Below are 19,506 nucleotides of genomic sequence, written 5' to 3' on the forward strand. Positions count from 1 at the left end.
CTCCGGTGGTCGAGCAGCGCGCGACGAAGGAGCACGCGTATCGAGACCAGGTGACCGGGTTTCGAGAGCGGCTCACAGGGTCTCGATACGCTCCGTTGTCGCTACTCGACCACCGAGCGGCTACCACCCCTCGCCGAGCACTCGGTCGAGCATCTCGACGAAGAACTCGGCCGACTCGGTCTCGACGCAGAGCGGCGGCTTCGTCTTCAGCACGTTCTGGTGATCGCCGGTCGGCTGCATGACGACGCCGAGCTCGAGCAGCCGGTCGCAGATCGCGCGCGTCTCCGCCGTCGCGGGTTCGAGGGTCTCGCGATCGCGCACGAACTCGACGCCGAGGTAGAGCCCGAGCCCGTGCACGGCTCCGATGAGGGGATGCCGCTCGGCGAGCTCCTCGAGCATCGACTTCAGGTACGCGCCTGTCGTGGCCGCGTTCCGCTGCAGGCCCATCTGCTCGTAGGCGTCGAGCACCGTGAGCCCGGCGATCGACGACGCGGGGCTTCCGCCCGTCGACGAGAAGAAGTACCCCTGGGTGCGGAACCGCGCCGCGATCTCGCGCGTCGTGATGACCGCGCCGAGCGGGTAGCCGTTGCCCATCGCCTTCGCGACGGCGACGACGTCGGGCACGACGCCCTGCTGCTCGAAGCCCCAGAACCACTCGCCGAGTCGCCCGTAGCCGGCCTGCACCTCGTCGGCGATCGCGAGCCCGCCGGTCTCGCGCACCGCCGCGTACACCTCGGCGAGGTACCCGTCGGGCAGCGGGATGCCGCCGGCGTTTCCGTAGAAGGTCTCCGCCATGAACGCGGCCGGCGGCTTGCCCGACGCGGCCAGTTCACGGATGCGCGCCGCGGCCTCGGGCGCGTAGCGCGAGGCATCCGCCCCTCGATATCTGCCGCGGAAGGAGTTCGGCGCTTCGACCGCGTGCACCCAGTCGGGGCGCGTCTCGAGCGCATTCGGATTGTCGGCCGTCGACGTCGAGACGGCGTCGGAGCCGTAGGTCCAGCCGTGGTAGGCCTCGAGCACGCTCACGACGTCGCGGCGACCGGTCGCCGCCAGCGCCACGCGGATCGCGAGGTCGGCGGCCTCGGACCCCGAGTTCACGAGGAACACGGTGTCGAGCGGGTCGGGCAGGAGCGACGCGAGCCGCTCCGAAAACTCGACGACGGCCTCGTAGTTGAAGCGCGAGTTCGTGTTGAGGCGGCGGAGCTGCCGGTGCACGGCATCCGCGAGGCCGACGTGCCCGTGCCCGAGCGGCGTCACGTTGTTGACCATGTCGAGGTAGACGCGGGCGTCGGTGTCGGCGAGGTGCTCGCGCCAGCCGCGCTCGATCTGCGGGGGCGCGTCGTAGTAGTGCTCCTGCACCTCGGCGAAGGCGGCGTTGCGCCGCTCGACGAGCCCGGCCGCGGCTTGAGGAGCGCCCGCCCCACCGGTGGTCGAGTAGCGAGCGCCAGCGAGCGTATCGAGACCCCCGAGCCCCAGCATCGGCGCCGGGTCGAGCGTCGCCGCGAGCCAGCCCGCCGCGTATTCGGGGCGAACGAGGTGCGGCGCGTCGGCGCGGCCGAGTCGCACCCGGATCCGCGTGCGTGCGGGCACCACCCACTCGCCGTCAGCGCTGAGCGTGGCGCCGTCGACGACGAGGTGCTCGGACGCCTCGAGCCGCTGCGGTGCGGCGTACCAGACGTCGACGCCCACGGGCACGGTCGCCGGTGACACCGGCGAGAGCGTGCGGCTCGCCGTCAGGCGTGGGATGCCGCGGGGCAACCAGGCAGCGGGTGCGCCGGTGTCGAGCGCGTCGAGCGCGAGCCGCTCTTCGAGGGCCTCGCCCTCGAGCCACGCACCCCCGTCGACCGTCTCGGCGAACACCGACACGTCGAGCTGCACCGCACTCCGGTGGTCGAGGAGCGACGAAGCACTCCGGTGGTCGAGGAGCGACGAAGGAGCGTATCGAGACCCCGTGTCCGGCTCTCGAAACTCGGTCGCGGGGTCTCGATACGGCGCTGGCGCGCCTACTCGACCACCGGTGGAGCCCTCCGGAGTCTCCGCGCCGAGCGCATCCGCGATGACCGCCGTCATGACGTCGGCGGGCACCGAGGTCGCCTGCTCGAAGATGCGCCACTCGCGGTCGAGTGCGGCGCGCGCGTACTCGTTGGCGTCGCCGTCGAGTTGCACCTGGTGCTCGCCGCTCACGACGAGCACGGCGCCGCGCAGCACGACGAGCGGCCAGAGCGCGGCGATCTCGGCCGGTGCGAGCGGGCGCAGCTCGTGGAAGGCCCGTACGGCCGGCAGCACCGAGGCGGGCTCGGCGCCCGCGTGGTGCAGCACCGACGAGATCGTGATGGCGAGCTCGCCGACCGCCCAGCTGCGGGTGACGTCGCCGAAGTCGATCATGCCGTCGGGCACACGCCGGCCGCCGTCGAGGCGGCACACGACGTTGTCGTCGGTGAGGTCGAGGTGAACGGCCTGCTGCGGCAGCTCGTCGGCGAGGCTCGCCACGGCGCGCCAGGCGTCACGTGCTGCATCGATCACGAGCTCGCGCCGGTGCGGGTCGGGGTGGTGCGGCGCGAGCAGTTCGACGACGCGGTCGGCGAAGCGCGGATCCCACTGCAGCACCCGGTCGAGCCCCGGGTGGTCGAGGTCGGCCAGCGCGAGGCTCGCCGTCGCCGCGAGCTCGCCCATGCGGGCGACGACGCCCGGCGCGAGATACGCGTCGCCCGTCAGGGTGCCGCCGTCGAGGAACCCGAGCAGTCGCACGGCGAGCGGACCCTCGCTCGTGTCGACGACGACCGAACGCGAGCGCCCGTCGGTGCCCATCGTCGTGGTGGCGACGCGTACGCGCCCGGTCGCGGCGATGCGCTCGGCCGCCGCGTCCTGTGCGGCGAGTTCGGCGGCGGTGAAGGCGGGGTTCGTGATCTTCACGACGCCGATCGGCGCGGCGCCGGGCAGCGCTCCGGCGCCGAGCACGGCGCCGAGCGCAGCGCCCGCCCCGAGGACGACGCCGGCATCGGGTGCGACTCGGGCCGCGGCATCCCACGCGAGGAAGTTCTGGTCCTGCTGGCTGCCGAGCGACTCGAGCTCGACCTCGAGCCCCCACTCGGCGGCGACGATCGCGCGCACCTCGTCGGCCGGCAGCGCGGGCGCCGGCAGTTCGCCCACCGAGAAGAAATCGAATCCGGTCGGTGCAGCGGTCATCGTCGGCCTTCCTGGGCGGCCGACACGTCTGCGCGCCGCTCCGCTACGAGACTAGACGGCGCGACGCGAGCTCAGGCGGCCGCCCGCGCCCACACGACCGCGGCGATGACCCGCCGGTTCTCGTCGGCGCAGCGCAGCAGGCCGAGCTTCGCGAAGATCGAGCGCACGTGCGACTCGACCGTGCGTTCGGAGAGGAAGAGCCCGGTCGCGATCGCGGCGTTCGACGCACCGCAGGCGAGGGCGCGCAGCACGGTGAGTTCGCCGGCCGTGAGCGAGGCGAGGTCGGGTACGCGGGCGTCGATCCAGTCGAATTCTGCGCTCGTGGTCTCGGGGGCGAGAAGCTGCCGCATGGCGCACTCCTTCAGGTGCGGGCGATCCTCGGCGGGGCGCGACCGTCGGGCAACGGTCGTACGGGGAGCCGGCTCGTCGAGGTGCTCGCCGACAAGGCTACGGATGCCTCCGGTGCACGCCGTACGTAGTCGGGTACGTAAATCGGGGCTCACGCGAGTCGGTGCCGTCCGCCGCGGGGTCGGTCGCGCGCCGGCCCGTCGCGATCGTCAGCCGCCGTCGGCGAGCCCCCTGAGCTGGGCGCGCCCCTCGACGCCGAGCTTCGCGTAGATGCGGTGCGCATGCGCCTCGACGGTACGGGTCGACAGGCCCAGCCGAACGGCGATCTCACGGTCGGAGTGTCCGCGTGCGATGAGCGCGGCGATCTCGACCTCGCGCTCGCTGAGGTTCGGCCCCAGGCTCGCGCGCGCGATCGCGATGGTGTGCAGGCGGCCGGTCGTCGCCTCGATGCCGCGCACCCGTAGTTTCGACGCGGCGGCACGTCCGCCGCGTCCGGCGGCCGCCCAGTGCACGGCGGCCTGGGCCGCAGCGTCGGTCGCGGAGACGAGGTCGCCGTCGGCTTCGAACGCCCGGGCGAGCTCGTCGAGTTCGGCGGCGTCACCGCGGTCCCAGGCGTCGGCGTGCCGGGGCGCGAGTCGCGCCCTCGGTCCGTCGAGCCCGTCGGCGACGTCGCGGATGCGCTCGCCGAGCCCGTGGGCGCCGTGGCGGACGGCATCGTGCAGCGCGCGCAGCGCCAGCCCCGGAGCATCCTGGTCACGAGCGAGCTCGGCCGCCGCGATCGCGCCCGCCGCGGCCTCGGCGGCCCGACCGGCGGCGGCGTCGACGAGGGCGGCGACCCGTTCGAACTGCGGGCGGCGATACCGGAACGCGGGCAGCCATTCGGCGCGGGCCTGTTCGAGCGTGCGCGCGGCGCGATCGAGGTCGCCGGCGAGCGCGGCAGCCTCGGTGAGGTCGGTGAGGTTGAGCGGCGACCAGCCGGTGCGGTCGTCGTCGCCGATCGAGGCCTGCGCGGCGGTCAGCGTCGCGAGCGCCTCCGTGATCCGGCCGCTCCGCACGAGCGCGCGGCCGGTGAGGTTGAGCAACCGGCCGTCGAACGGGGGCGGCGCGTCGCGATCGGCCGCGAGCACCCGGTCGGCGAGCTCGGCGGCCTCCCGCATCCGGCCGGCCAGGTGCAGCGCGAGCAGGTGCGCGTCGAGCAGCACGGTGCGCAGCACGGCCGCGTCGTAGCCGCCGCGGGCGGCGACGTAGCCGGGCTCGGCCACGACCTCGATCCCGTCGCTCCGGCCCGCGCAGCCGAGCGCCGTCACCCGGGCGACGGTCGCGAACGCCGTCGCACGATCGGTGCGCCCCGGGTAGTCGAACGCGACGTCGGCGAGCGCGAGCGCCCGGCCGGGGTTCGCGTGGAAGGCGTGCAGCCAGGCGAGCATCGCGGCGAGCTCGGCACGGTCGGCCTCGGCAGCTGCGGCGGCGAACGCGGCCTCAGTGCGGGCGATCGCGGCGTCGGGCTCGCCGAGCACGAAATACCGGTTGCCGGCGTCGACGACGAGGGCGTCGACGGGCGGGTCGGGCGCGTCGAGCAGGGGCGAGAGCAACGCGGATGCCTCGTCGCTGCGGCTGCGCAACGACAATGCGTAGGCGGCGAGCGTCGTCGCCGCGATCGGCCCGCCCTGCTCGGCGGACGCGGTCGCCAGCCGTGCCGTGAGGTCGAGGTCGAGCCGGGCGAACGCGGCCGCGGCAGCCTCGAGCAGGAGTCCGGCGTCGCCCGGTGCGCTTGTGCCGTCGGCCTGCAGGCTGAGCATCGCACGGGCGACGACGTCGAGATCGACGCCCGTGCGCTCGACCGCGTCGAGGATGCGCCCCCGGAGCCGGCCGGCCCGCAACGGGCCCATCGCCGCACGCCGTGCCTCCGCGAACAGGGGATGCGCCGGGCGCAGGGTGATCAGACGGCCAGGGTCGTCGATCGCCGCCTCGATGACGCCGCGCGCCTCGAGGTCGTCGAGCAAGCGAATGTCGGCGTCGGGAACGGCCTCGATGATCGCCGCGAGCGGGAACGGCTCGAGCAGCGACACCGCGTCGAGCACCTCGAGCGAGGTGTCGTCGAGACCGACGAGGGTCTGCTCGATGAGCGCGCCGAGCTCGGAGGGCAGCGGACTCGCCGGGTCGGGCACGAACGGCGTGCGCGCGGTGGGATCGTCGCCGGGCCTGGGAGCGCCGGGGGCGCCCGCAGCCGCGAGGGGCGCACCGTCGGATGCGGCGACCGCGGTCTCGGCGTCGAGTGCTTCGCGCCAGTCCTTCGCGATGTGCGTGATGTACAGCGGGTTGCCCCGACTCCGCTCCCACAGCCGATGCGCGGCGACGGCCTCGAGCGGCCGTTCGAGGATGGCCGAGGCGAGCCGACCGGTGCCGGCCTCGTCGAGCGGTGCGACGTCGAGCCGCTCGACGACGTCGTCCTTCCACAGCTCGACGACGACGTCGGGCAGCGGTGCGGGCGTACGCGCCGTGAGCACGAGGCTCGTGTTGGGCCGTCGTGCGAGGGTCTGCACGAGCAGTGCGGACATCGGGTCGAGCGCATGCACGTCGTCGACGAACACCGCCGTCGGCCGATCGCCCGGGCTGATCTCGGCGGCGAGCCGTGCGAGCAGGTCGAGTGTCTCGCCGCCGTCGCGCGCGAACGCGGCGAACGCACCGAGCGATTGGTGCTGGGCGGTGCGGCTCGCCGTCGCCCACACCGCGCCGAGCCGGTGCCGCCGCACGATGCGGTACAGCTCGCGCGCGAGACGGGTCTTGCCGACGCCCGGCGGGCCGACGAGCAGCGCCCCGCGACGCGAGCCCGACGCGGGCGGTTCGACGAGCCGGCGCGCCATCCGGGCCAGTTCGTGATCGCGACCGACGATCGGCCATCCGTCCACGGTCTCATCATGCTCCTCGGTGCCGGTGCGACGGTAGGGCGACACGGTCGGGCGCGTGCGAGCATGGCTGCATGGCATGGGTCTACCTGGCGCTCGCGATCGGCTTCGAGGTCGCGGCGACGAGCTTCATCGGCAAGACCGAGGGGTTCACGAAGCTCTGGTGGACGATCGGCGTGCTCGTCGGCTACGGCATCTCGTTCGCGATGCTCGCGCAGGCCGTGCGCGAGCTCGAGATCGGCATCGTCTACGCGATCTGGTCGGGCGTCGGCACGGCCGCGATCGTCGCGATCGGCGTGATCTTCCTCGGTGAGAGCCTGACCGTGCCGAAGCTCGTCGGCATCGCGCTCATCATCGCCGGGGTGATCGTGCTCAACGTCTTCGCGGGGCAGTCGGCCGCGCACGGGTAGCTACTCCTCGACGAGCTCGGCGCGGATGCGGCGCAGGTCCTCCATGAGCGACCCGATCAGGATCCAGTGGCCCGACTTCGGCGGCGTGACGACGAGCGGCGCCGTGAGCGCCGGGATCGCGCTCGTCATCGGCTCGGGATCGACGTCGGCGAGGTGCACCGCGAGCCGCACGTCGTGCGCCGCGCGCCGGAGCTGCTCGGCGATCGCCTGCACGGTGGGCTCCTCGGCGAGCGACGGGTCGTAGTGGTCGAACGTGGCCCGGGTCATGCCGATCACCTGGGTGACGATCGGGCTCAGGCGCTCGAGCAGCGTGCGCATCTCGCCGAGGTCGGTGCGGTGGGCGGAACGCCTGGGGTTGAGGGTGAGCGACTCCTCGCCGGCCGTGATCGCCGCGTCCGCGGCATCCCGCATCGGTCGCATGAGGCGCGCCTCCACCATCAGCTGCTGCAGCTGGGGCGGGGACTGCGGGGTCTCGAGGGCGCCGGCGAGGCGGTCGAGGGATGCCGCGAGCTCGCCGCCGAGCAACGCGAGGTCGCGGCGGGCGGGGGCCACGGCGACGGGCGGCACGATCGCCACGTTGACGACGAAGCCGATCGCCGCGCCGATGAGCGTCTCGATGACGCGGTCGATCGCGTACTCGGGCGACGAGGAGCCGAGCGCGAGCACGAGCATCGCGCTGATCGCGACCTGGTTCGAGGTCGCGGGCGTCATCTTGAGCGCCCAGGCGACGAGCATGGCGACGACGATCGCGACGAGGATGATCCAGCTCGACTGGCCGACCGTGAGCGAGATCGCGGTCGCGATGAGCACGCCGAGGATGACGCCCACCGAGCGTTCGATGGCCTTGCCGAACGACTGGTTGACGCTCGGCTGCACCACGAGCAGGGCGGCGATCGCGGCGAACACCGGCAACTGACCCGGGATCAGCCAGCCCGCCACGAGCCACGCGGCGATCGTCGCGACCGACGCCTTCGCGACCTGCAGCAGCGGCGGGCGCTTCGCGGCGCGGAGCGTGGAGCTGATCCCCATGGAGTCCATTCTCTCCGCTCGCGCTACGCGCTGCCGGAGGTCCGTGCCATGATCGCGGTGTGGCCGACCGTTTGATGCTCCTCGACACCGCCTCCGAGCACACACCGGAGGATCTGCCTCGTGGAGGGGTGAATTGACGCTCTCCGGGTTTTGGTCATATGTCCACGCCGACGACGATGCGGAGGGCGGGCGTATCGCCCAGCTTGGCCGGGACATCGCAGCGCAATTTGAGCTGCTCACCGGCGAGTCAATCGAGCTCTTCCTCGACCGGGACTCGCTGGAGTGGGGCGCGCAGTGGCGCGAGCGGATAGAAACCTCACTGGCGGCAATCGCGTTCTTCGTTCCCGTACTCACCCCCCGCTATTTCGCGAGTGCAGCTTGCAGGTCCGAGCTACAGACCTTCTCCCGACGTGCAGACCAACTTGGCTTGCGTGCCCTGCTACTGCCCGTTCTGTATGCGGACCTGTACTTCGATGAGGGCGAGGACGAGCTGGTTGAACTTGCGCGATCGTTTCAGTGGGTCGACTGGCGTGAACTGCGTTTCAGTGATCGGACCGATGGCTCGTACCGAAGGACAGTCCACGATTTGGCTCAGCGGCTTGTGACGGCGAACAGGGTTGCTGAGACGCCCGAGTCGACCGAGGCGACTCTCGAAGTCGCCGAGGAACTGGACGCGCCCGGGACGCTCGACATCCTTGCGTCCTATGAAGAGTCACTTCCCGCCCTAACGAGCACATCGAACAATATTGCCGAGCAGATCGCGCGAGTGGGCCAAATAACCGCTGCCCAGACACCTCGGCTCGAGGCTGTCCCGTCGGGAACGACTCCTTTCGTGTGGCGCCTTCGGGTTGTCGGTGACCTCTCGAATGAACTCGCGTCTCCAGCGGCTGAACTCGCGGAGCTGGGCGAAGAGTTCACGCTCAAGCTTCACGACATGGATGCTGGCGTCCGAACCATCATTGAGACAGCGCCGAGCCAGCCACAGAACCGGGACGAGTTTTGTCGCTTCTTTGCTCAGGTACGGCAGCTTTCTGCCTCCGCTGCCGCAGCCCTCTCACCTCTCGAACGGATGCTCGAGAACGCGGCCGCACTTGAAAGTCTTTCCCGCGAGATTCGGCCGGTCATTCGGGAGATGCGCCAGGGAGTGACTCTGGTGCTGGAGGCACAGCAGGTCATGGCCGGTTGGGTGTCTCTGATCAACAATCTGGACTTCGGTTGCGGTGAGGCCGCGATCGATGGCCCCGAGGTGGAAGGCTGATACCAATGCCCGAGAGTTCCGACAAGTTGCTTTTGCTCGACACCGCCTCCCTCTACTTCCGCGCCTTCTTCGGCGTGCCCGACTCGATCAAGCGGGCCGACGGCACGCCCGTCAATGCGGTGCGCGGGCTGCTCGACATGATCTCCCGGCTCACGACCGACTTCGGTCCGACCGAGCTCATCGCCTGCTGGGACGACGACTGGCGCCCGGCCTGGCGGGTCGAGCTCATCCCGACGTACAAGGCGCACCGGGTCGTGCGCGCGGTGCCCGGCGGGGTCGACGTCGAGGAGACACCGCCCGGACTCGTCGCGCAGATCCCGCTCATCCGCGAGGTGCTCGGCCTCATCGGCGTGCCGATCGTCGGCGCCGCCGAGCACGAGGCCGACGACGTGATCGGCACCCTCGCCACCGGCGCCGGGCGGCCCGTCGACATCGTCACGGGCGACCGCGACCTGTTCCAACTCGTCGACGACGCGGCATCCGTTCGCGTCATCAACACGGCGCGCGGCATGTCGAAGCTCGAGCTCGTGACCGACGCGACGGTGGTCGGCAAGTACGGCGTGCTGCCCGAGCAGTACGCCGACTTCGCCACCCTGCGCGGCGACAACTCCGACGGGCTGCCCGGCGTCGCCGGTGTGGGGGAGAAGACCGCCGCAGGGCTCATCCAGCAGTACGTCGACCTCGACGGCATCGTCGCGGCCGCCGCCGATCCCGCGGTGAAGATGGCGGCCGGGGTGCGCACGAAGCTCGTGGCCGCCGCCGACTACCTCGCGGTCGCCCCGACCGTCGTCGAGGTCGTGCGCGACCTCGACCTGCCCGAGGTCGACGCGCACCTGCACCCGGTGACGGGTGCGCGACGTGAGGCGCTCGAGCGGCTCGCCGACGAATGGAACCTCGGCGGCTCGGTCACGCGCGTGCTCGCGGCGCTCGACGCGACCGCGTCGGTCGAATAGCGCGCCGACCCTCACCACCGGAGCCGCTCCCTACTCGACCACCGGAGCCGCGCTACACCTCGATCGTCGGCGGCGGGGGTGCGAGCCAGTACCCGGGCGCCGGTAGATCGATGCCGGCCGAGGCGAGCCAGATCACCACGAACGCGTAGGCGGCGACGAGCACCGCGAGGCCGCCGAGCACGAACGCCGTGCGCACGACCCACGACCGTCGTACCCCGGCGCGTCGGTACCGGGCGAGCCCCATGCCCGCGACCCAGATGCCCGCGCAGCCGAAGCCGACCGTCCACACGCAGCGCAGCGCCTGCCCGTCGAGTGGTGCGAACAGTGCGATCACGAGGGCACCCGCACCGAGGAGGAGCCCGGTCCACGCGAAGAATCGGGCGAAGCCGATGCTGCCCGTTCCGTCGTCGCGCCACCACGGCTGGCTCTCGTCGGTCATGCTCCGATCGTAGGCGTGAGGCTGTGCGGTCGGGGCCCATAACTGGGATGCTCGAACCTGTGACGAACGGACTGCACAGCCACCCCACCGCCGACGCCGCCGCGATGCTGCCGGTCGACGGCACGGCCGGCACGCTCGCGGGCCGAGTCTTCGACCCCGCCGCGGGCGGGCCGAGCGTCGTCGCGATCCGCGCCGAGGGCGTCGTCGACGTGAGCCGCCACTTCGCCACGATGCGCGCGCTCACCGAGTCGGCCGACCCGGCCGCGGCCCTCGCCGCGGCCCACGGACCCGTGCTCGGCACGCTCGCCGAGATCGTCGCGAACACCCCCGACGACGTGCGCGACCCGGGCCGGCCCTGGCTGCTCTCGCCGATCGACCTGCACGTCGTGAAGGCGGCCGGCGTCACCTTCCCGGTGTCGATGATCGAGCGCATCATCGAGGAGCGCGCCCGCGGGGCCGCCGACTCCGCCGCCGACGTGCGCGACGAGGTGCTCGCGACGATCGGGGGATCGCTCGACGACCTCGTGCCCGGTTCGGCCGAGGCATCCGCCCTCAAGCAGCTGCTCATCGAGCAGGGCCTGTGGAGCCAGTACCTCGAGGTGGGCATCGGGCCCGACGCCGAGGTGTTCACGAAGGCGCCCGTGCTCTCGACCGTGGGGTCGGGCGCCGACGTCGGCGTGCTGTCGAAGTCGGTGTGGAACAACCCCGAGCCCGAGCTCGTGCTCGTCGTCGCCGCCGACGGGCGCATCGTGGGCGCGACGCTCGGCAACGACGTGAACCTGCGCGACATCGAGGGCCGGTCGGCGCTGCTGCTCGGCAAGGCGAAGGACAACAACGCGTCGGCCGCGGTCGGCCCCTTCATTCGGCTCTTCGACGGCGGGTACGGCATCGACGATGTGCGGCGCGCGGTCGTGACCCTCGAGGTCGAGGGCGCCGACGGGTTCCGCCTCGAGGCGACGAGCCCGCTCGAGCGCATCAGCCGCGACCCCGTCGACCTCGTCGCCCAGACGGTCGGCAGCCACCACCAGTATCCCGACGGGTTCGTGCTCTACCTCGGCACGCTGTTCGCGCCCATCCAGGAGCGCGACGAGGCCGGCCACGGCTTCACCCACAAGCTCGACGACGTCGTCACGATCCGCGAACCGAAGCTCGGCGCCCTCGTGAACCGGGTGCGCCACGCCGAGACCGTCGCGCCCTGGACCCTCGGCATCGACGAGCTCTACCGCGGTCTCGCCCGGCGCGGGCTGCTCTGAGTCTGCGCCGCCCGGGCGCGCCGACGCCCGGGCGGCGCGACCGCGCCTCACCCGTGCAGGGGGATCACCGGGCACGTGAACGACTTGACCACCCCGAGGTCGACCGCGGCACCCGCGTCGAGCGCGGTCATGAGCTCGGTGTCCGAGTCGATCACGCCGTCACCGTCGGCGTCGCCGATCGCGAGCGCGGCGGCGTAGCCGTCGGGGAACCCGAGGGCGTGCACCATCCAGCGTCCGCCGTTGAAGTCGCGGTCGCCGGGGGCGGCCGTGGCGACGTTCGGCTGGGCGCCGCCGAAGTCGTAGATCACGTCGAACGAGTGGGTCGGGGCGCCGGTGCCCGACAGGTTGTTGGGCGTCGCGACCGTGCGGTACTGGATGCCGTCGACGTAGAAGGCGGCGCCCGTGACGCCGCCCGATCCTGCGGCGTTCGCCGCGGTCGGCACGAGGACGAGCGCGAGGGCCGAGGCGGCGGCGCCGGCGAGCCTGATGCGGGTGCGTCGGTTCATGATGGGTTCCTCTCCGCCGGAGCGGGTCCGGCCGATCGATCCGGCCGACCTGGCCGGCCGGGCGGGCGGCCGCTCCCGGCGGCCGCTCGGCCAGTCCAGCGCGGGCTCGTCCCGAACACCATGACGGCGCGATTACCGTCCTCTTACGAGGTGCTGACGGATGCCGCGGGGCGGGCGTCCGGCGGACATGCGGGTGCGCCGGGGATCTACGCTGGCCTCGTGGCGCGCGTGCTGGTAGTCGACGACGACGTCACCGTCGCTGACGTGGTGGTGGCGTACCTCGAGCGCGCCGGCCTGGCGGTCGACCGTGCTGCCGACGGACCGGCCGGGCTCGCCGCAGCCGAGGCGAGCGCCCCCGACGCGGTCGTGCTCGACCTCATGCTGCCCGGCCTCGACGGGCTCGAGGTCTGCCGGCGCCTGCGCACGTCGCATCCCGGCGTGCCGGTGCTCATGCTCACCGCCCGCGGCGAGGAGGACGACCGGGTGCTCGGACTCGAAGCGGGCGCCGACGACTACATCGTCAAGCCGTTCAGCCCGCGCGAGCTCGTGCTGCGGGTGCAGGCGGTGCTGCGGCGCACGGGCGGCGGCGAACCGGAGTCCGCGGTGCTCGAGGACGCGGGGATCGGGCTCGACCCGGTCGCCCACCGGGCCTGGCGCGACGGTCGCGAGCTGTCGCTCACGGTGCGCGAGTTCGGGCTGCTGCAGTGGTTCCTCGGGCACCCGGGTGCGGTCGTCGACCGCGAGACGCTCCTGCGCGAGGTCTGGGGCTGGGAGGTCGGCGACCTGTCGACGGTCACGGTGCACGTGCGTCGCCTGCGCGAGAAGATCGAGCTCGACCCGGCGAAGCCTCAGCGCCTCGTGACGGTCTTCGGCATCGGCTACCGATGGGACCGCGCGTGAAGCCCGACATGCTGCCCGCCCTCGCGGTCGCCGCCGTCGTCGCGACCGCGATCGGCCTCGCCGGCGCCCTCGTCGTGCTGGCCGTCGCCCGCCGCCGTCCCGCCCTCGCCGCGGCGCTCGGCCCGCTCGCGGTCGTCGCCGCGCTCGCCGGCGGCGTGGCGGTGAGCGTGCAGACGATGCTGCTGCCCGACGCCGCCGTCTCGGCGGTGCTCTGGCTCCTCGTCGCTGCGGTGCCCGCCGCGCTCGCGGTCGGCCTCGTCTCGGCGGTGCGCACCCACCGGCTCGGCGAGGAGCGCGCCGCCGCCGTCGCGGCTCGTGAACGGGATGCCGCCGCCGAGGCCCGACGGCGCGAGGGCATCGCGTGGATCTCGCACGACCTGCGCACGCCGCTCGCCGCGGTGCGGGCGCTCGCCGAGGCGGGGGAGGACGGCGTGACCGCGCCGGGCGACGCGTTGCGCGGCATCCTCGGCGAGAACGCCCGCATGAGCGCCATGGTCGACGACCTGCTCGCCTACTCGCGGCTGCACGCGCCCGGACTCGGCATCGATCGCTCGCCGACCGACGTCGGCGACGTCGTCTCCGGCGTGATCGCCTCGACGGCCCCGCTCGCCGAGGCCGCCTCGGTCGCCCTCACGGGTGACGTCGGGGGCGATCTCGTCATCGCGGCCGACGCCGGCCGGCTCGGGCGAGCGATCGAGAACCTCGTGGTCAACGCGATCCGGCACACCTCGGCCGGCGGCGAGGTCCGGGTGCGGGCCGTCCGTGCCGGCGAGGTCGTCGAGGTATCGGTCCACGACCGCTGCGGCGGCATCGCCGAGGCCGACCTCGACAGGGTCTTCGAGCCGGGATGGCGCGCCACCGAGGCGCGCAGCCCGGGTCGACCCGACGGCGGTGCGGCACGCGGCGGCGGCACGGGGATGGGCCTCTCGATCGTGCAGCGGGTCGCCGAGCTGCACGGCGGCACGGTCACGGTCGCCAACGAGGGCGCCGGCTGCCGCTTCGTCGTCCGCATCCCGGTGGAGCCGCCGACGACCGCCTGATGGCGCGCACCTTGCGATCCATGGCATTCTGGCCTCATGGCCAGTCGACTGCATCGCGTCGCCGTGCTCGTGCTCGAGGGTGCGAAGCCGCTCGACGTCGGCATTCCCGCACAGGTGTTCTCGACGCGCGCGAGCATGCCGTACGAGGTGCGCGTGTGCGGGCCCGCGCCGGGGCTCGTGACCGGCGGCGACGGTCTCTCGTACCACGTGGCCGACGGGCTCGACGCGCTCGCGTGGGCCGAGACGGTGTTCATCCCGGGCTACCGGCACCCCGACCGCGAGGAGCCGCCGGTGCCGGTCGTCGAGGCGTTGCGTGCGGCGCACGCGCGTGGCGCCCGGCTCGCCGCGATCTCGACGGGGGCGTTCGCGCTCGCCGCGACCGGACTGCTCGACGGGCGCCGGGCGACGACGCACTGGCACTACACGCGCGAGCTCGCGGCGCGGCATCCGCTCGTCAATGTCGACTCGAACGTGCTGTTCGTCGACGAGGGGCAGGTGCTCACGAGTGCCGGCGCCGCGAGCGGCCTCGACCTGTGCCTGCACCTCGTGCGCCGCGACCACGGCGTCGGCGTCGCGAACCACGCCGCCCGTCGCCTCGTCGCCGCGCCGTACCGATCTGGCGGGCAGGCGCAGTTCGTGCCGCGCAGCCTGCCGCCCGAGCTCGGGCCGGTGTTCGCCGCGACCCGCGAATGGGCGTTGCGGCGCATCGACGAACCGCTCACTCTCGGCGACCTCGCCCGGCACGCGAACGTCTCTCCCCGCACGTTCTCGCGGCGCTTCGTCGAGGACACGGGCTACACGCCGATGCAGTGGGTGCTGCGCGCCCGGGTCGACATGGCGCGTGAGCTGCTCGAGCGCAGCGACCTCGGCGTCGAGCAGATCGCCGCCCGCTCGGGCCTCGGCACCGGGGCGAACCTGCGGCTGCACTTCAAGCGCATCCTCGGCACCTCGCCGAGCGACTACCGCGAGACGTTCGCGCGCGGCGAGTAGTCGCCCGCCCGGCGGCTACAGGTCGAGCACGTTCCAGACGATCTCGCCCTTGTCGTCGGTCGTGGAGTGGTCGTGCCGGAACCCGAGCTTCTCGAGTACCCGCAGCGACGGGGTGTTCCAGGTGCGCACGGTCGACCAGAGTCGCGTTCGGCCGGTCGAGCGGGCCGCGTCGACGACGGCCGCGGCCGCCTCGGTCGCGTACCCGTGCCCGTGCGCGCTGCGCAGCAGCTCGTAGGCGAGCTCGGGCTCGTCGATCGTCGCCCGGCCGACGACCAGCGCGCAGTACCCGAGGAACTCGTCGTCGCCGCGACGGCGCAGGGTCAGGCCGTGGATGCCGCGTGCCGGGGCGTTCTCGCGAGCGCCGGTGACCTCGGCGCGAGCCTCGTCGAGGCTCAGCAGAGCGCCCGGATCGACCTCGTTGCCCTCGCGTTCGGCCCGCGTCTCCTCGCGCTCGAGCACGAGCCGGCGGTAGCCCTCGGCGTCCCGTTCGCTCCAGAGGCGGAGGCTCAGTCGTTCGGTCTCGAGGGCGTCGGCGAGTGGGGCGTAGGGCATGGGTTCAGGCTAGCGGTGCGTGCTTGGCGAGATTCTTACGAGCACTGTCTTGCGTGCCACTCCCGCCCGCGGCATCCATCGCCGAACATGGAACCATCGCGGACTGAAAGGACCCACCCCCGCATGACCACCCGCATCGCCATCAACGGTTTCGGACGCATCGGCCGCAACGTCGTGCGCGCACTCGTCGAGCGCGGCGCCGACCTCGAGCTGGTCGCCGTCAACGACCTGACCGACCCGGCCGCCCTCGCGCGTCTGCTCAAGTACGACAGCACCGCCGGCCGCTTCGGCTACCCCGTCGAGGTCGACGGCGATGTGCTCGTGATCGACGGCCGCCGCGTGAAGGTGCTCGCCGAGCGCGACCCCGCGAAGCTGCCCTGGGGCGAGCTCGGCGTCGACGTCGTGCTCGAGTCGACCGGTCGCTTCACGTCGAAGGACGCCGCCTCGGCCCACCTCGCCGCGGGCGCCAAGAAGGTGCTCGTGAGCGCGCCGGCCAGCGGCGCCGACGTCACGCTCGTCTACGGCGTGAACACCGACGCCTACGACGCCGACTCGCACGTCATCGTCTCGAACGCCTCGTGCACCACGAACGCGCTCGCTCCGCTCGCGAAGGTCCTCGACGACCTCGCCGGCATCGAGCACGGCTTCATGACGACGATCCACGCGTACACGCAGGACCAGAACCTGCAGGACGCGCCGCACTCCGACGCGCGCCGCGCCCGCGCCGCCGCCGTCAACATCGTGCCGTCGTCGACGGGCGCCGCGAAGGCGATCGGCCTCGTGCTGCCGAACCTCGACGGCAAGCTCAACGGCGACTCGATGCGCGTTCCCGTGCCGGTCGGCTCGATCGTCGAGCTCAACGCGACCGTCTCGAAGGACGTCACCCGCGACGAGGTGCTCGCCGCGTACCGGGCCGCCGCTTCCGAGGGCCCGCTCGTCGGCGTGCTCGAGTACTCCGAGGAGGCGCTCGTCTCGAGCGACATCGTCGGCAACCCGCACTCGTCGATCTTCGACGCCGAGCTGACCCGTGTCGACGGCAAGCACATCAAGGTCGTCGCCTGGTACGACAACGAGTGGGGCTTCTCGAACCGCGTGATCGACTCGCTCACGCTGCTCGCGGGCTAGCCCCAGCGCAGACCCCGCCGCCGCTCGGTGCGCGGAGACCGCGGCGCACCCCTGCCCCGCGCCGTGGAAACGGGCCCGCCTCATCGGAGGCGGGCCCGTTCGCGTTCGCGTCCGCTCGTCCGCGATCGCTTGCGGCTGCGTGCGGGGCGGGCGTAGCTTCGGCAGCGACCCGACCGCTCGAGCGGAGGTCCGCCATGGATCCGTTGTTCTGGATCGTCGCCGGAGTGCTCGCACTCCTCGTGATCGTCATGATCGTGCGGTCGTTGCAGGTTCGACGGCAGCCGCCCTCCGAAGGGGTCGACGCCGAGCGCGCCGAACTCGAACGACGCAACGGCGAGCACCGGCGCGAGCGCGAGCGCGAGGGGCCCGACATCGGCAGCGCCGGCATGGGCTGAGGTGTCGGTCCGACGCATCGGCCCGACGCGTCGATACGTCGTCGCTCGCCTGGACGTCCGAGCGGGTCGCCCGCGTCGGCTATCGTCGGGCGGGTGCTGACCTTCACCGCGCGCGACGGCCGCGAGATCGCCTTCCACCTGATCGGCCCGTCGAACGGGGATGCCTCGGCCATCGTCGTGCCCGGCGGGCCGTGCCGCGGCGCCGAGTACCTCGAGGACCTCGCCGGTGTCGCCGACGCCACCGGGCGCACGCTCGCCGTGCTGCACCCGCGCGGCACCCCGAGCACCGGCGGCCTCTCGCGCGGCTGGTGGACCGACGCCGACGACCTGGTCGACCTCGCCGACCACCTCGGCCTCGACGAGGTCGAACTCGTCGCGCACTCGGCGGGCACGCGGCTCGCCCTCGCCGCCTGGGCGCGGACGCCCGACCGCGTGCGCCGTCTCGCGCTCGTCACGCCCGCTGCGGCCTGGTTCACCGACGCGCCGCGCGACAGCGTCGAGATCGGGCGGCGCCGCAACGACCCGCTCGTCGACCGCGCGCTCGACTCGCTCACCGGGCCCGAACCGCGCGACCAGGCCGAGTTCGAGCTCGCCCGAGAGCTCGAGGGCCCGGCCGGCTACGCCCGCTGGACCGAGCGCGAGCAGCAGCATGCCGCCGTCGGCGGGTGGTCGCTCGCCGCGCTCGACGCCTACTTCACCGGCATCCCCGACGATGCCGTCGAGCAGATCCGCAGCGCCCCGCGGCGTCCGGCGCTCGTGATCGCGGGCGACGAGGACATCCTCGTCGGAGTGCGCACCGTCGAGGCGTACGCCGACGCGATCGGTGCCGAGCTGCGCTGGCTCGACGACTGCGGACACTACCCGTGGGTCGAGCAGCCCGAGGCGTTCCGCGCCGCACTCGGCGACTGGCTGCGCGCGGGCTGAGCGCGGCGGTCGGCGTGCAGCGCGGCATCCGACCTGACCCGGATGCCGCGGCGAGTGCTCAACCGCCGACGCTGACGCGGGTCGTCGGCACCCACTCGACGGCGACGGTCGAGGGGGCGATGTCGTCGGCCTCGAGCGCCGTGCGCAGCGGCGCGACGTCGGGCACCGAGTCGCCGCCGGTCACGCGCACGACGTAGCCGGGCGACGCGGTCGCGATGTCGAGGACCTCGAGATCCTCGTCGTCGGCCCACGATCGTGCGATGCCGTCGACGTCGGAGGACTGCAGCGTCGTCGTCACGGTGCGGTACGTCGAGAGCGTGAGCGGGATCGCGACGAGCACGAGCAGCAGTGCGATCGTGATGTGCGAGCGTCGCCGGTTCACCGTCGCGAGCGGCCGGATCGTGCCCGTCGCGGTCGTCACGGGAGCCGTGCCCGGGATGGCGAACGAACCCCAGCGCTGCACCCGGTACAGCGCCATCACGACGACCCCGGTTCCGAGGATCGCCGCGACGTTCGCGACGAACAGCAGCAGCGATCCGATCGCCGCCGCATAGTCGGCGGACTCGGCGGCGACACCGACGACGACGAGGGGCGGCACGAGCGAGATGGCGATCGCCACGCCGGGGAGAGTGTCGGAGATGTCCTTGCGCACGAGTGCGATCGAGGCGACGGCACCCGTCGCCAGTGCGCCGAACAGGCTCATGAGGTCGGGCGTCGCCCGCTCGGCGATCTGCGGGTTCGTCGCGGCCGTCTCGGGCACGACGACGAGCAGTCCCACGAGGTAGCCGATCGCGATCGCCGCCGCGGCGCCGGCGATCATCGTGAACAGCGAGCGGCCGAAGTTGACGCGCTCGCCGAGCACGGTCGCGAGCATCGTGCCCTGGATCGGCAGCATCATCGGGGCGACGATCATGGCTCCGATGACCGTCGCGGTCGAGTCGCCGACGACCCCGCTCGCGGCGATGGCCGACGAGAGCGCGAGCAGGATCCAGAAGCGTCGCACGCGCTGCGCCCGACCCGGCTCGTCGAAGAAGACCGCGTCGCGCATGTCCTCGATCGTGTTGAGCGCGTCCGACGGCGGCGGCGGGTACACGGGCTCGGCCATTCGAGGTTCCCCCTCTCGACGACTTGTGCCGAGCGTACGACCGCGGCGAGCCGAATCGCGGGATCGACGCGACGGGCGGTGCGGCGTCGGCCCCGGGGCATCCCCAGCGATCGCCGTCCGGCCGCGCCGCATGCGGAACGGGCCCGCCTTCGTGAGAAGGCGAGCCCGTTCGAGCGACAGCCGGAGG

General features: G+C 72.7%; 18 protein-coding genes. 10 read left to right on the top strand and 8 right to left on the bottom strand.

Going from position 1 to position 19,506, the window contains the following annotated elements; translation table 11 throughout:
* Positions 1 to 120: 120 nt before the first annotated feature.
* The 3 genes from MUN74_RS11750 to MUN74_RS11760 form a co-directional block, all read right to left on the bottom strand.
* Positions 121 to 3,186, bottom strand: coding sequence for an aminotransferase class III-fold pyridoxal phosphate-dependent enzyme (locus tag MUN74_RS11750; RefSeq protein ID WP_244852349.1), 3,066 nt, complete (start codon positions 3,184 to 3,186; stop codon positions 121 to 123).
* A 71-nt stretch (positions 3,187 to 3,257) separates the two neighbouring features.
* Complete coding sequence (locus MUN74_RS11755) at positions 3,258 to 3,536, bottom strand: helix-turn-helix domain-containing protein (protein ID WP_244852351.1); 279 nt, start codon at positions 3,534 to 3,536, stop codon at positions 3,258 to 3,260.
* A gap of 207 nt (positions 3,537 to 3,743) precedes the next feature.
* On the bottom strand, positions 3,744 to 6,443 hold the full coding sequence (locus MUN74_RS11760) for a helix-turn-helix transcriptional regulator (RefSeq protein WP_244852352.1): 2,700 nt from the start codon (positions 6,441 to 6,443) through the stop codon (positions 3,744 to 3,746).
* Between the two features lie 71 nt (positions 6,444 to 6,514).
* Between MUN74_RS11760 and MUN74_RS11765 the strand changes: the two genes are divergently transcribed.
* The gene (locus MUN74_RS11765; protein ID WP_244852354.1) at positions 6,515 to 6,850 is read left to right on the top strand and encodes a DMT family transporter; all 336 of its coding nucleotides are present in this window, start codon (positions 6,515 to 6,517) and stop codon (positions 6,848 to 6,850) included.
* Here MUN74_RS11765 and MUN74_RS11770 read toward each other — a convergent pair whose 3' ends face one another.
* Positions 6,851 to 7,879, bottom strand: a complete 1,029-nt coding sequence (locus MUN74_RS11770) for an FUSC family protein (RefSeq protein WP_244852356.1) — start codon at positions 7,877 to 7,879, stop codon at positions 6,851 to 6,853.
* A 133-nt stretch (positions 7,880 to 8,012) separates the two neighbouring features.
* On the opposite strand from MUN74_RS11770, the gene MUN74_RS11775 reads away from it, so the two are divergent.
* Positions 8,013 to 9,137, top strand: coding sequence for a toll/interleukin-1 receptor domain-containing protein (locus tag MUN74_RS11775; RefSeq protein WP_244852357.1), 1,125 nt, complete (start codon positions 8,013 to 8,015; stop codon positions 9,135 to 9,137).
* A gap of 5 nt (positions 9,138 to 9,142) precedes the next feature.
* Complete coding sequence (locus MUN74_RS11780; protein ID WP_244852359.1) at positions 9,143 to 10,090, top strand: 5'-3' exonuclease; 948 nt, start codon at positions 9,143 to 9,145, stop codon at positions 10,088 to 10,090.
* A 52-nt stretch (positions 10,091 to 10,142) separates the two neighbouring features.
* On the opposite strand, the gene MUN74_RS11785 is transcribed toward MUN74_RS11780, so the two are convergent.
* On the bottom strand, positions 10,143 to 10,529 hold the full coding sequence (locus tag MUN74_RS11785; RefSeq protein ID WP_244852361.1) for a hypothetical protein: 387 nt from the start codon (positions 10,527 to 10,529) through the stop codon (positions 10,143 to 10,145).
* Positions 10,530 to 10,588: 59 nt separating this feature from the next.
* Here MUN74_RS11785 and MUN74_RS11790 point away from each other — a divergent pair, with 59 nt between their 5' ends.
* Positions 10,589 to 11,782, top strand: coding sequence for a fumarylacetoacetate hydrolase family protein (locus tag MUN74_RS11790; RefSeq protein ID WP_244852363.1), 1,194 nt, complete (start codon positions 10,589 to 10,591; stop codon positions 11,780 to 11,782).
* 47 nt (positions 11,783 to 11,829) lie between these two features.
* Here MUN74_RS11790 and MUN74_RS11795 read toward each other — a convergent pair whose 3' ends face one another.
* Positions 11,830 to 12,288 (bottom strand): hypothetical protein, encoded by a 459-nt coding sequence (locus MUN74_RS11795; RefSeq protein ID WP_244852364.1) that lies wholly within the window; start codon positions 12,286 to 12,288, stop codon positions 11,830 to 11,832.
* Between the two features lie 219 nt (positions 12,289 to 12,507).
* Between MUN74_RS11795 and MUN74_RS11800 the strand changes: the two genes are divergently transcribed.
* The 3 genes from MUN74_RS11800 to MUN74_RS11810 are packed head-to-tail and all read left to right on the top strand — an operon-like array spanning position 12,508 to position 15,218.
* Entirely contained in the window at positions 12,508 to 13,188 is a 681-nt protein-coding gene (locus MUN74_RS11800) for a response regulator transcription factor (RefSeq protein WP_244852366.1), read from the top strand.
* On the top strand, positions 13,185 to 14,228 hold the full coding sequence (locus MUN74_RS11805; protein WP_244852368.1) for a sensor histidine kinase: 1,044 nt from the start codon (positions 13,185 to 13,187) through the stop codon (positions 14,226 to 14,228). Before MUN74_RS11800 ends, MUN74_RS11805 begins: the two co-directional genes overlap by 4 nt.
* A gap of 36 nt (positions 14,229 to 14,264) precedes the next feature.
* Positions 14,265 to 15,218: a GlxA family transcriptional regulator gene (locus tag MUN74_RS11810; protein ID WP_244852370.1), complete on the top strand. Its 954-nt coding sequence runs from the start codon at positions 14,265 to 14,267 to the stop codon at positions 15,216 to 15,218.
* Positions 15,219 to 15,233: 15 nt separating this feature from the next.
* Here the strand turns inward: MUN74_RS11810 and MUN74_RS11815 are convergent, their stop codons facing one another.
* Positions 15,234 to 15,770, bottom strand: coding sequence for a GNAT family N-acetyltransferase (locus tag MUN74_RS11815; RefSeq protein ID WP_244852372.1), 537 nt, complete (start codon positions 15,768 to 15,770; stop codon positions 15,234 to 15,236).
* Positions 15,771 to 15,893: 123 nt separating this feature from the next.
* On the opposite strand from MUN74_RS11815, the gene gap reads away from it, so the two are divergent.
* From gap to MUN74_RS11830, 3 genes are all read left to right on the top strand, one after another.
* Positions 15,894 to 16,895: a type I glyceraldehyde-3-phosphate dehydrogenase gene (gap, locus tag MUN74_RS11820; protein WP_244852374.1), complete on the top strand. Its 1,002-nt coding sequence runs from the start codon at positions 15,894 to 15,896 to the stop codon at positions 16,893 to 16,895.
* A gap of 194 nt (positions 16,896 to 17,089) precedes the next feature.
* Complete coding sequence (locus MUN74_RS11825; protein ID WP_244852376.1) at positions 17,090 to 17,290, top strand: hypothetical protein; 201 nt, start codon at positions 17,090 to 17,092, stop codon at positions 17,288 to 17,290.
* Between the two features lie 93 nt (positions 17,291 to 17,383).
* On the top strand, positions 17,384 to 18,214 hold the full coding sequence (locus MUN74_RS11830; RefSeq protein ID WP_244852378.1) for an alpha/beta fold hydrolase: 831 nt from the start codon (positions 17,384 to 17,386) through the stop codon (positions 18,212 to 18,214).
* A 58-nt stretch (positions 18,215 to 18,272) separates the two neighbouring features.
* On the opposite strand, the gene MUN74_RS11835 is transcribed toward MUN74_RS11830, so the two are convergent.
* On the bottom strand, positions 18,273 to 19,319 hold the full coding sequence (locus MUN74_RS11835; protein WP_244852380.1) for a DUF389 domain-containing protein: 1,047 nt from the start codon (positions 19,317 to 19,319) through the stop codon (positions 18,273 to 18,275).
* Positions 19,320 to 19,506 lie beyond the last annotated feature (187 nt).

The organism is Agromyces sp. H17E-10 (genome assembly GCF_022919715.1).
In the GTDB taxonomy this organism is placed as follows: Bacteria; Actinomycetota; Actinomycetes; order Actinomycetales; family Microbacteriaceae; genus Agromyces.